The sequence below is a fragment of the Microbacterium testaceum StLB037 genome (assembly GCF_008763945.1).
GTDB classification, from domain to species: Bacteria; Actinomycetota; Actinomycetes; order Actinomycetales; family Microbacteriaceae; genus Microbacterium; species Microbacterium testaceum_G.
In genome coordinates this window covers 1,757,116-1,769,195 of sequence record NZ_VTQH01000001.1, presented here as the reverse complement: position 1 = coordinate 1,769,195, position 12,080 = coordinate 1,757,116, and the positions used below count along the sequence as shown (strand labels likewise).

Annotated in this window: 10 protein-coding genes; 2 read left to right on the top strand and 8 right to left on the bottom strand. The window is 71.7% G+C overall.

Annotation, left to right across the window (positions count from 1 at the left end; genetic code table 11):
• The first annotated feature begins 23 nt into the window (after positions 1–23).
• Positions 24–1,028 (top strand): sugar phosphate isomerase/epimerase family protein, encoded by a 1,005-nt coding sequence (locus F9B98_RS08235; protein ID WP_150955454.1) that lies wholly within the window; start codon positions 24–26, stop codon positions 1,026–1,028.
• A 180-nt stretch (positions 1,029–1,208) separates the two neighbouring features.
• Here the strand turns inward: F9B98_RS08235 and F9B98_RS08230 are convergent, their stop codons facing one another.
• Genes F9B98_RS08230 through F9B98_RS08205 form a run of 6 tightly spaced genes read right to left on the bottom strand, consistent with a single transcriptional unit; the run spans position 1,209 to position 8,204 of the window.
• Complete coding sequence (locus tag F9B98_RS08230; protein WP_150955451.1) at positions 1,209–2,591, bottom strand: nucleotide pyrophosphatase/phosphodiesterase family protein; 1,383 nt, start codon at positions 2,589–2,591, stop codon at positions 1,209–1,211.
• A complete protein-coding gene (gene eboE, locus F9B98_RS08225) occupies positions 2,588–3,757 on the bottom strand; it encodes a metabolite traffic protein EboE (RefSeq protein ID WP_225310264.1) in 1,170 nt (389 codons plus the stop codon). The genes F9B98_RS08230 and eboE overlap by 4 nt, the downstream gene beginning before the upstream one ends.
• Complete coding sequence (locus tag F9B98_RS08220; RefSeq protein WP_150955448.1) at positions 3,754–4,638, bottom strand: TatD family hydrolase; 885 nt, start codon at positions 4,636–4,638, stop codon at positions 3,754–3,756. Before F9B98_RS08220 ends, eboE begins: the two co-directional genes overlap by 4 nt.
• Before the next feature lies 1 nt (position 4,639).
• On the bottom strand, positions 4,640–6,145 hold the full coding sequence (locus F9B98_RS08215; protein WP_150955445.1) for an EboA domain-containing protein: 1,506 nt from the start codon (positions 6,143–6,145) through the stop codon (positions 4,640–4,642).
• Positions 6,142–7,008 carry an SCO3242 family prenyltransferase gene (locus F9B98_RS08210; protein WP_150955442.1) on the bottom strand — a complete coding sequence of 289 codons (867 nt, stop codon included), beginning with the start codon at positions 7,006–7,008 and terminating at the stop codon, positions 6,142–6,144. The genes F9B98_RS08215 and F9B98_RS08210 overlap by 4 nt, the downstream gene beginning before the upstream one ends.
• Positions 7,005–8,204 (bottom strand): inositol-3-phosphate synthase, encoded by a 1,200-nt coding sequence (locus tag F9B98_RS08205; RefSeq protein WP_150955439.1) that lies wholly within the window; start codon positions 8,202–8,204, stop codon positions 7,005–7,007. The genes F9B98_RS08210 and F9B98_RS08205 overlap by 4 nt, the downstream gene beginning before the upstream one ends.
• Before the next feature lie 1,042 nt (positions 8,205–9,246).
• Here F9B98_RS08205 and F9B98_RS08200 point away from each other — a divergent pair.
• Complete coding sequence (locus F9B98_RS08200) at positions 9,247–10,068, top strand: hypothetical protein (protein ID WP_150955436.1); 822 nt, start codon at positions 9,247–9,249, stop codon at positions 10,066–10,068.
• Between the two features lie 23 nt (positions 10,069–10,091).
• Here the strand turns inward: F9B98_RS08200 and F9B98_RS08195 are convergent, their stop codons facing one another.
• Both F9B98_RS08195 and F9B98_RS08190 read right to left on the bottom strand, forming a co-directional pair.
• A complete protein-coding gene (locus F9B98_RS08195) occupies positions 10,092–11,063 on the bottom strand; it encodes an acetylxylan esterase (RefSeq protein ID WP_150955432.1) in 972 nt (323 codons plus the stop codon).
• Complete coding sequence (locus F9B98_RS08190) at positions 11,060–12,058, bottom strand: acetylxylan esterase (RefSeq protein ID WP_150955429.1); 999 nt, start codon at positions 12,056–12,058, stop codon at positions 11,060–11,062. Before F9B98_RS08190 ends, F9B98_RS08195 begins: the two co-directional genes overlap by 4 nt.
• Positions 12,059–12,080 lie beyond the last annotated feature (22 nt).

The following is a 12,080-nucleotide window of genomic DNA, read 5'->3' as shown; positions in this document are numbered from 1 at the left end:
CGCACCGACGAAAGGACGACGCGATGACGCGCCCGATCACGCTCTTCACCGGCCAGTGGGCCGACCTGCCCTTCGAGGAGGTGGCCCGCCTCGCCGGCGAGTGGGGCTACGACGGCCTCGAGATCGCCTGCTGGGGAGACCACCTCGACCCGTGGCGCTGGGACGACGAGGCCTACGTGCAGGGCAAGCTCGACGTGCTCGAGCGCAACGGCCTGAAGGTCTGGACCATCTCGAACCACCTCAAGGGCCAGGTGGTCTGCGACGACCCCATCGACCAGCGTCACCGCGACATCGTGTCGGACCGCGTGTGGGGCGACGGCGACCCCGAGGGCGTGCGCCAGCGCGCAGCCGAGGAGCTGAAGAACACCGCGCGCCTCGCCGCCAAGCTCGGCGTGAAGACCGTCACGGGGTTCACCGGGTCGAGCATCTGGAAGTACGTCGCGATGTTCCCGCCCGCGACCGAGCAGATGGTGGATGCTGGCTACCAGGACTTCGCGGACCGCTGGAACCCGATCCTCGACGTGTTCGACGAGGTCGGCGTGCGATTCGCCCACGAGGTGCACCCCTCGGAGATCGCCTACGACTACTGGACGACGAAGCGGGCGCTCGAGGCCATCGGTCACCGCGAGGCGTTCGGGCTGAACTGGGACCCGTCGCACATGGTGTGGCAGGACATCGACCCCGTGGCGTTCCTGTGGGACTTCCAGGACAAGATCTTCCACGTGCACTGCAAAGACACGAAGAAGCGCCTCGGCAACGGCCGCAACGGGCGCCTGTCGTCGCACCTGCCGTGGGCCGACCCGCGCCGCGGGTGGGACTTCATCTCGACCGGCCACGGGGACGTGCCGTGGGAGGACGCGTTCCGCATGCTGAACGCGATCGGCTACGACGGTCCGCTGTCGGTCGAGTGGGAGGACGCGGGCATGGACCGCCTGGTCGGAGCGCCCGAGGCGCTCGGGTTCGTGCGGAAGCTGTCGTCGTACGAACCCTCGGGGGCGGCGTTCGACGCGGCGTTCAGCCAGCGCTGATCCGGGGGGATCGGTCGGAAGCGATAGAGAGGGCCGGATGCCATGGCATCCGGCCCTCTTCGCGTGTTCGGCGCCGTCACGAGGACAGGAGACGCCACCGGAACAGGGCGAAACCACCGAGAACGGCCTGTTCCCTGGCCATCCCCTGTCCTCGTCGCAGCTACCCGCGCCGGCGCCCCGTCAGACGCCGAGACCGCGCAGCACCAGGTCGCGCACGCCCGCGGCGGGCAGCGACTCGGCGTCGGGCAGCAGACCGGCGTCGCTCGTGACGAGCATCGGTCCGTCGCGGCGCGACGACGACAGGCGCCCGTGCGTCCCGCGGACGCACGAGGGGTCGAGCGGCACCGTGCTCATCGCGTAGCGCAGGCCCAGCTTCTTCTTCACCAGGTTGGCGCCGGCCTTGGCCTTCGCCAGGCGGTCGGCGGGGTCGAAGAACAGCTCGGCGGGGTCGTACCCGGGCTTGCGGTGGATATCGACACCGCGGGCGTACTCGGGCGCGCGCTCGTCATCGAGCCAGAAGTAGTAGGTGAACCAGGCGCCGGGCTCGGCCACCACGACCAGCTCCCCCGAGCGCTCGTGATCCAGGCCGTACCGCGCCTGCGCCTCGCGGTCGAGCACCTCGTCGACGCCCTCGAGTCCGCGCAGCAGTGCCGTGACGCGGGGGAGGTCGGCGGCATCCGGAACGTAGACGTGAGCGACCTGATGGTCGGCGACGGCGAAAGCGCGCGAGGTCCACGGGTCGAGCTGTTCGCGGCCGTCCTGCACGTACACCTCGAGCAGGCCCTCGCGGCGCAGGGCGCGGTTGACGTCGACGGGGCGCGAGGCCTCTTCGATGCCGTACTCCGACACCGCGACGACCGTGTACCCGCGGTCGAGGGCATCGGTCAGCAGGGGTGCGATCGCGTCGTCGAGTTCGCGGGCCGCGCGATCGGCCTCGGGACCGTTCGGCCCGAAGCGCTGCAGGTCGTAGTCGAGGTGCGGGAGGTACGCCATCGCCAGGTCGGGCGCCGGGCCCCACCGCTCGGTGATGACGCCCTGGGTCGCCTCGGCGAGCCATGCGCTGCTCTGGATCGTCGCGGTCGGTCCCCAGTACTGGAACAGCGGGAACTCGCCCAGCGCCCCGACCAGCTGGTCGTGCAGAGCCGAGGGACGCACGTACGCGTCGGGGCTCTTGCGCCCGTCGGCGTGGTAGATCGGCCGCGGGGTCACGGTGATGTCGGTCGTCGCCCCCATCGCGAACCACCAGCCGAGGTTGGCGGTGGTCAGCTCGGGGCGCGAGCGCCGCGCGGTCTCCCACACCTTCTCGCCGGCGACGAGCTTGTTGTGCTGGCGCCACAGCAGCGGGTCGCCGAGACCGCGGAAGTGCCAGCCGTTGCCGACGATCCCGTGCTCGCGCGGCATGGTGCCGGTGAGCATGGTCGACTGCACGCTGCACGTGACGGCCGGGAGGATCGTGTCGAGCCCCAGGTGCCCGCCGGCGCGACCGAGGGCGGTGAGTCCGGGCATCGAGGCGAGCGCGCGCGGGGTGAGCCCCACGATGTCGAGCAGCAGCACCTTGCTCATACGAGACTCCGTTCGTCGATTCCGGATGCCGGGACCCCGGCGAGGGCATGCGGCAGGTGCGCGTGCACCCAGCGCAGCTCGGCGACGATGCCGCTCACGAGCGTGTCGGGCTGCAGCGCGTCGGGCAGCACCGACCAGGTGTAGGTCTCGACGTCGAGGTGGGCGTCGCCGCCGCCGGGGGCGTCGAGGACCGCGTCGACCGCGGCGCGCAGCACCTCGGTGGTGGCGCGGAGGGGAGCCGCGGGTCGGGCGTGAAGGGGGATGTGGACGTGCACGCGCCACGCGCGGTCGGTGGGCCAAGGATCGGCCGCGTCGAGCACCTCGGGCAGGTCGTCGGCCGAGCGCCGACCGCCGGCCTCGCGCACCTGGTGCACGTAGCGTTCCTCGGCGAAGGGCCGGAGCGCCTCCGCCGTGCGGGGGTCGGCGGGGTCGGGCACCTCGAGGGCGACCGAGGCCTGCACCTTGACGATGCGGATGCCGGCGGCGGTGGCCGCAGCGACCGCTCCGGCGGGGTCGGCGAACGACACCGCGAGGTGGCAGGTGTCCAGGCACAGCCCGAGGCGGCCCCCGGCGGTCAGCTGCGGGCGGGCGCCGAGCCAGGCCACCACGTCGGCGACGTCGTCGAGGATGCAGCCGGGCTCCGGCTCGATCGCCACGCGCACGGTCCGCCCCGTCTCGCGCTCGAGGGCGAGAAGGCCCTCGACCAGCCGGACGAGGTTGTCTTCCGCGGCGCGGTCGGCCGTGGCATCCCACCCCGCTCTCCACCCCAGCGGGAGCGTCGAGATGCTGCCCTCGGCCCCGGCGGGCAGGAGCGCCGCGAGGGCGCGCGCGCAGTCGAGCGTGTACTCCAGGCGCTCGCGCGTCGTCCAGTCGGGGCGGTACACCGCGAGCTTGACGACGTCGTCGTGGAACCCGCGATAGGGGAAGGCGTTGACCGTGCGCAGCTCGAGGCCGTTGCGTTCGAGGGCGTCGGCGAGGACGGCACGGGCCCGCGGGTCGTCGGAGAGGAGGGATGCCACGCCCACCGGCATCCACAGTCCGACGCCGAGGTGGTCGAGGCCCGCCGCCCGCCGGATCGGACCGGCGTGCTCGTCGAGCTGGCGGACGATGCCGGGCAGGTCTTCGGCGGGGTGGACGTTGGTGCAGTACGACAGCTCCACCCTCACGCCCCCTGGCGGGATGCCACCCCGCGCAGCACGGAGTTGCCCTCGAACAGGTCGGGGCCCTGGCTCGCGGGGGCGAACCCCTCGATCGGGTCGGTGTTGACCCGGCCGCTCTGCGCGTAGAACTCGCGCGGGTTGCGCCAGAGGATCCGATCGACGTCGTCGTCGCTGAACCCGGCGGCGAGCATCGCCAGGCCCGTCTTCGCGGTCTTGAGCGGGTCGGAACGGCCCCAGTCGGCCGCGGAGTTCACGATGACGCGGTCGAGCCCGATGCGCTGCATGATCGCGACGACGCGCTGCTCGTCCATCTTGGTGTCGGGATAGATCGAGAAGCCCATCCAGGCGCCGCTGTCGGCGACCGCGTCGACGCAGGTCTCGTTGAGGTGGTCGACGAGCACGCGCTCCATCGGGATGCCGGACTCGGCCACCACGTCGAGCGTGCGCTGAGTGCCCACGGTCTTGTCGCGGTGCGGGGTGTGGACGAGCACGGGGAGGTCGAACTCGATGCCGAGCGCGAGGTGCTGGCGGAGGATCTCGTCTTCGTCGGGGGTCATCGAGTCGTAACCGGTCTCACCGACCGCGACGACCCCGTCCTTGGCGAGATACGTCGGCAGCTCGGCCATGACCTCGCGGCAGCGCGCGTCGTTCGCCTCTTTAGGGTTGAGCGCGATCGTGCAGTGGTAGCGGATGCCGAACTGCGCCGCGCGGAACCTCTCCCACCCGATCAGCGCGTCGAAGTAGTCGAGGAACGACCCCACGCTCGTGCGCGGCTGGCCGAGCCAGAAGGCCGGCTCCACCAGGGCGCGCACGCCCGCGTCGTACATGGCCTCGTAGTCGTCGGTGGTGCGCGCCGACATGTGGATGTGGGGGTCGAAGATGCGCATGTCAGGCCCTTTCGCGAGCACGGAGGAGGGAGAGGTCGGCGGGAACCGGGCGGCCGGCGGCGCGACGCTCGGCGGCGAATCGCTCCGCCATCGCGGCGAGCTCCTCGTCGGCACGGGCGTCGAGGGCCGAGACGACCGAGAGCGGGATGCCGAGGAACACGCACTTCAAGACGCCGTGGCGCCACGCGTGGTCGTCGAGGTGATCCGCGGCGAAGCGCCCGAGAGCCGCAGCGACGAGCCGGGTGTCGTTCGCGCGGAGGGCGTCGACGACGAGTTCGAGCCCGGCCTCGCGCCACGCGGGGGTGGGCGCGGCGAGCGCGTCGAGGCCGCGCAGCACGCCCCGGCGCTCGGCGTCGTCGCCGCGGCGGTACAGCGCGACCGCCACCGCGGGGTCGGCCCCGCTGTCGGCCAGGGCCGCAATGATCGCCGCGCGGGCGGCGTCATCCGCGGTCGCCGCGAAAGGTTCGGCGGAGAGGGGGTCACGCCCCACCTCGCGCCCCGCCGAAGCGAAGAGGCGGGCCGCGCGGGCGGCATCCGTTCGCACCTGCTCGAGCGCCCGGGCGGTCCAGGGGTGCATCGCGGGGCCCTCGGCGGGCGCGACCGCCCCGGATACGGAGGGCGCTGCGGGGGTGCGGAGTCCTCCGCTGGCGGAGCCCTCTCTCACCTCGGCCCCCGCGCGCTTCGCCGACGCCACCAGGGCGGTCATGCTCGCGCCGGCCAGCTCGGGTGCCGCGTGCGCGTGCCGGGGCAGTTCGACGGCGACGACACCGCGGTAGTCGATCTCGCGCAGCGCCTGGAGGGCGGCATCCAGGTCGAGCTCCCCCTCCCCGAAGGGCAGGTGCTCGTGCGCCTCGGCCCGCATGTCGTCGGCCTGCACGTTGCGCAGCAGGGGCCCGGCGGCGCGGAGGGCTCCGACCACCCCCGCGGGCTCCACGACCACGCAGTGACCGAGGTCGACGGTGAGGCCCAGGTTCGCCGGGTGACCGAGGCGGGCCCGGAGCGCGAGGGCGTCGGCGACGGTCTCGATCAGCATCCCGGGTTCGGGTTCGAGCGCGAGGACGACCCCCGCGTCGGCGGCGAAGGCGGTGAGCTCGAGCAGACGCTCGTCGAGCAGCACGCGCGCCTGATCGGCCGAGACGTCGTCGGGCACGACCCCGCTCCACAGCGACACGCACTCGGCATCGAGGATCGCGGCGATCTCGACGGCGCGCTTCAGGAACGCCATGCGCGGTGCGGCCTCGCGATCGACGAGGGTCGGCCGGTGCTTGCGCAGGGGGTCGAGCAGATAGCGCGCGCCCGTCTCGACGACCACGCGCAGGCCGCGGTGGCGCAGGTCGGCGGCGAGCGCCTCGGTCTGCGCACGCCAGTCGGCAGCGAAGGGGTCGAGGTGCGGATGACCGAGGGTCAGCGCGACGGCGCCGTACCCGTGGTGCTGCAGCACGTCGAGGGCGGAGGCGAGGGGGTGATCGGTGAAGCCGTTGGTGCCGTAACCCCAGGTCCAGCTCATGTGATGTCTCCCGTCGATCGGCGGCGGCCGAGCATCCGGCCGAGGGTCTCGATGCCGAGCAGGGCGGCGGTGGCGAGGGGCGACCCCGCGCGCGCGGCGAGCGCAGATTGCAGGGGCACGACCGCGCGGATGCCGGAACGCGTCGCGTCGCGGGCCTCGGCGGCTCCGGGGCGGCGGGCGACCGCCAGCTGGCCGGGCAGTACGGCGGCGAGGTAGCGCGCTCCCCCGAGCGCGGCGGCGGGCCGGTTCCCCCGACCGAGCAGACCGGATGCCGCGACGGCGACGCTCGCGGCCACGGCGGCGCGACCGGTGGTCGCCGTCGACCCGTCGACCTCGCCGCGCGAGATCGCGGTGACCGCCACGGTGTGCGCCGCGACGGCGCCCGCTGGGACCAGCGCGGAGCGCCAGCCCGCACCCGCCGCCCCCATCAGCACATCGAGTCCGCGACACGCGGCCATGACCACGGGACCGGCAGCGGTCGCCTTGAACACGGTGTCGTAGCTCCAGAGCGCTCCGGCGAGCGCAAGGGAGACCAGGCCCGAGGCGCGACCGGCGGCGAACGCCGTGCCGACCCCCACGACGGTGAGCCCGACGCCCACCGCGAGCGCGCGGTCGCGGCTGATCCGCCCTGACGGGAGGGGGCGCTCCGGGCGTTCGAGCGCGTCGAGGTCGGCATCCGCCCAGTCGTTCAGCGCCATGCCGGCGCTGTACAGGCAGACCGACGAGGCCGCGAGGGCGCCGACGCGCCAGGGGCCGTCCGCCCCCGGCCCGCGCGCGCTCAGCGCCCCGACGAGGGCGTCGCCGAGGACGGTGAGCGAGGCGGGGGCGCGGACGAGGTCGAGGTAGTCCGCGACCCGGGTCACGGTGCGGCGACCCGAGCTACCGACACGGCGGCGGCGGTCTCGTGCACCCACGAGACGAACTCGGCGGTCTGCTCGCCGAAGCCGTGGATGTCGCTGCCCCACGGGTCCTTGAAGAAGCAGCCGAGCGCGGTGACGACGCCGGCGTGGCCGGCGCGGGTGGCGAGCGAGAGGGAGCGGACGAGGTCGATGACCAGGGGCGCGGCGAGAGCCGAGTCGTACGCGCTCCACGTCGTCTGCAGCGTCACGCGGCTGCCGAGGAAGCCGGTGGCGCTGACGTGATCCCACGCCGTCTTGACGTCGCCGAGATCGGGGACGTTGTCGATGTGCAGCGGTGCCACGACATCGTCGCCGACGAGGGCGTGCAGTCCGCGGTTCTTCGACACGAGCTTGGAGCGCACCGCTTCGGGGTCGGCGAGGGTCGCCCCGTCGCCGCCGCCGAGCAGGTTCGTTCCGGCCCACGACTGCACGCGGAACCCGCGGGCGGCGAACATCGGCGCCAGGACCGTCCGCAGCAAGGTCTCACCGGTCTTGCCGTCCTGACCGGCGTAGGCGATTCCCGCGCGCTCGGCGCGCTCGCGCAGGACGGGAAGGTTGAGGGATGCCGAGGGGGTGAACGCCGCGTAGGCGGCTCCGGCGGCGATCGCGGCGAGGGCGGCGCGCGAGCTGGGCGGGAGCACCCGAACGCCCGGCGTCGTCAGGGCCGCCTGCAGCAGCTCGTCGTCCTCGAAGCCCGGGTGGTACGGAGGGAGGGGCTCGGTGGACGAGACGTCGATGACGACGACCTCGCGCAGGTCGTACCGCTCGCGGAAGTCGACGATGTCGGCGGCGAGCAGGTCGATCTCCTCCTGCTGCGTCGCGGTCAGGGTGGGAACGGTCCGCAGGTTGTGCTCGGTCTCGCGCAGGCGCTCGGCCACCGCGTCGACGAGGGGTGCGGGGAACATCCCCCCGGCGGCGAGCTGACGCGCCCGCTCCTCGAGCGGAGTGGTCGAGATGTCGTGGCCGCCGACGACGATGTCGGCGATCGCGGGGAACTCGTCGACGCGCACCGCGTCGGTCTCGCTCGTGAGCCCGATGGGCGTCGCGACGCCCAGGGCGAGGGCGTGGATGCCGAGGGTGGCCGTGGTCGCGAGCGAGCCGCGAGCGCCGATGAACCAGGCGCCGACGTCGGCGGTGCGGCGGGTGTCCGAAGTGTTCACGCGGGGGTCCGTTCTTCGTTGAGGGACGTCGAATACCGGGTACGCACGACGGCACGTCTCCGTGGGGTCGGAGGCGTTCGAGAGGGGCGCTCCGAGGGGGATGGAGGGCGACCCGGGGGTGGTGGGGGACTCGTCGTCGAGGTGTCCTGGCCCTTCCGACAGTAGTGCGGCTTTTGCGGTATGGCAACCAAAAGATGTCGGATTAAAGAGCAATATTCGTCGTTGACTCGGCGACAGGGCGGCACTCTCGACCGCTGGACCGCAGGCCGAGCCTCTTCCTGGGTGTCAGCGCGGGTGGATTTCCCGCATCCGCGGGTGATGAAAGCGAACCAGTCGAAACGGCATCGCCAGAGCCAAATATTGTCCGGGCATGGAACTCGCCCAGCGCCTCAGAGCGCCAACATTCACCGATCGAACCTCTCGCCACCGACTCGCGGGTCTCGTCTTCAGCGTCCTCGCGATGCTGATCCTCACCCTTGGCGTCGCCCCAAGTACCGCTCACGCGGCTGCGGCTACGCGCGTCTGCGCACCGAACGGCAGATGTGTGACCACCACTCAGTACTGCCAGCCGGGATCGTCATGCTCTCGCCAGCTGTACCAAGAGGTACCCGCGGGTCAATATTGCGCAGCATCAGTGGGGTGCTTCCCCTGGAAGGGCAAGAACTATAGGTATGTCGGATATAGCGCGACGCGCGCACAAGCCGAGGCCGCCGCGAAATGTGCCGCGTCACTTGGAGTCACATGGCTGGGAGCCGTGACCGGGGGTCCCGTTGGTGTTACGGTCCTCGGAGTAGCCGTTTCTGTCTGGGGGTGCTCATCATGAGCCAGCCAACTCCGGGCGCCCGAATGGGCTCCGGCACCATCACACCCTTCGTCATCGCCGCTCTGTTCCTGGCTCTTGCCATCTGGGTTGGACTGAGCGGCTCAGTATGGGCGGTGGGTCTTGGCGCTATGACAGTCGTGTGGGTCTTCCTGGGAGTACGAGCTATTCGGCGGCGTTAGTTGCCTCGAGTCCTCGAGGAGGGGTATTCACACCACGACAGTGAATGCCCCTCCTTTTCTTCCCCTAAAACTGTCCGCATTTTCGATCAGCTCTGGCGAGGCAGCCATAAGCAGGAAGTGCGGCATCGGGCGCCCTCGCGCATCCCGTTTATCGGCCCGCACCATTGAGAGATACCGAATGCTGGACGAGCAGGAGCAGGCAGAGCTGACCGCCCTACGGGAACGAGCGTGGAGTGCGCGGGGCAGAGCGACCCCCGCGGAGATGGATCGTCTCGCCACGCTCGAGCAGAAACGCGGACAGGCTTCACCCTTAAGCCACTCCGATGCGACGTCCGATGCGGAGGCGCCGCTCAGCGAGGACGCGAGAGCTGACACGTCTCCCCCTGCGCAGCGCCCGAGACGGAATCGGCGACGACTCGTCATCATGGGCGGGGTCGGCATCGCGATCTTCGCCGTGGGCGCGCTCACCGGCAGCATCGGTTCAGGTTCGATGCGAGAGCCGAGCATCCCGGAATTCGACTGGGTTCAGACGAACGAGGACAGGATCGCGATCTACGAGGAAGGGAGCGACCCCAACATCGGCCTCGAACCGACGTCGATCCGTCTGATCGCTTCACTCGATGAGGTGCTGCTCTATCTCGGCCACCGCCAGGGGACGACGGACGTGTGCGTCGCGGCGGTCTTCTCGTCCTCGGGCGGCACGGCGTCGGTGTCGTGCGGCGAGAAGGACGTGACGACTCACCTCAGAGACGACATGTGGGTCTCCGCCGGAAACGCTGACGCCAGCGCGGATGGATCCGTTCCCGCGGGCCTCACATCGGAACGGCTGTCGGCGAGCGTCGTTCTCTACACGGCGCCGTAGCGCCCGACGCACGGCGCGCCGGCTCAGCCGCGCGCGGCGAGAGCCCGCAGCACCTCGAGCTGGTGCACCGGGCCGCCTCCTTCGTGTCCGTTCCACGGGTAGACGCGAATGCTCTTCTCACCCATGTAATGGTTGTACGCCGCATAGACGGTCGACGGTGGGCACACGGCATCGCGGAGTCCCACCGAGAAGAGGGCGGGAACCCTCGCTCGCGCGGCGAAGTTGACGCCGTCGAGGTACGAGAGAGAGCGGAACACCGCCTCTTCGTCGCCGCGCCGAGTCTGCAGGTACGCGACGATCTCGCTGTAGGGGGCGGCGTCGGTGATGGCGACCGCCCGACGCATCGCGCTGAGGAACGGGAAGTCGATCGCGGCGAACCTGAGCCCCTCGCTCAACGCCGCCGCGGCGAGCGCGATGCCCCCGCCCTGGCTCCCGCCCCACACGCTGACGCGCGTCGCGTCGATCGCCGGGTGCGACCGGACCGCATCGATCGCGAGCACCGCATCGCAGAAGACTCGGCGGTAATAGGAGTGGGACGGGTCGTCGAGGCCCTCGGTCACGCGACCGGCGACATGCGGCGCTCCGCCCACGGGGTCGGAGGTCGCCCCGGGCAGCGCGCCGCTGCTCTGCCCCCGCGTGTCCATGACCATCACCGCGAACCCCGCGGAGGGCAGCAGCGTGTGCTGGTGGGCGAGGCCGCGACCGGAGTTGTAGCCGATGTACTGCACGACGCACGGCAGAGGCCCCGAAGCCCCGCGCGGGCGCAGGAGCCACGCGCGCACCTCGTGCCCCGCGAACCCCGCGAAGACGACATCGTCGACCTCGACACCGGTCACACCGGTGTCGGCGGTGTCGAGCGGGGTGAAGCGCGCGGGCCACGACGCCGCCCTTGCCTCGCCGAGCGTCTCGGCCCAGAAGGCGTCGAAGTCGGCGGGCTCCTCTCGCGGCGGGCGGAAGGCCTCGAGGTCGGCGAGCGGCAGGTCGAACTGGGTCACGGGTTCTCCCCCTCCGCGGACGCTCGCGAGAGCACCCGGTCGATGTGCGCGTGGGTCGCGGCGAATGCCCGCGAGCGGACGGCGTCGAGTCCGCGGTACTCGCGGTGGCCGTAGGGCTGCACGTCGAGCTCCAACTCGGCACCCGGCGCCTCGTCGATCGCGTTGGCGACGGCGAACTGCCCGGGCGGGGGAACGTGACGGTCGCGTAAGGCGCATTCCACCCGCACCGGCACGCGGACGAAGGTCGCCGCCGTGGACGCGTCGAAGAAGCGCAGGACCTCGCGGGACTCAGGGTGGACCCCGACGTGAGCCCGCACACGCTCGCCGCTGCCTTCGCACGGCAGGCGCAGGCGCAGGTCGTACTGGCCGAAACTCGGCACGATCAACGTCGCCCCCACGAAACGGTCATCCCAGGGAAGAGCGAGCGCCCCGATCCCGCCGCCGAAGCTCTCGCCCACGTAGTACAACGGGATCGGTCCGGCCAGAGCTCCCAGCGCCGACCCGGCATGCCAGAGATCGACGGCGCATCGGCCGAGAACGTACTCGTCGATCGAGTGGATGCCGTGGAGCACGTGCCCGTCGGCGGGCGTCGGTGCGCCGAGTCCGGCGTTGAGCGACCCTTGCCCTCTCGCGACGGGGAAGAAGACCGCCGCATCGTCCGGGACGCGATCGAACTCGGGAACCTCGCGCCCGCCGTAGCCGTGACCGTGGACGATCCCCACCCGCGGCGGCATCCCGCCCACCGGCGTCGCGAACCACCCGCGCACGCGCAGACCGTCGGCGACGGTGTGATCGACGAGGAAGAGCGATCGCCCGTCCACGCGCCCGAGGGGCGTCATCCTCGGATCGGGGTCGACCTCGGCCGCCGCCGCCGCCCAGGCTTCCCAGCGCTCGGCGAAACCGACGGGCGGAGCGACCGGGGGCACCGCGCGAAGGGCCGGCAGCTCGAAGCCGTAATCGCCCTCCCCCGCGGGATCGGCGATGACGCCGTTCACGAGCGGGCCGCCGTGGAAGACT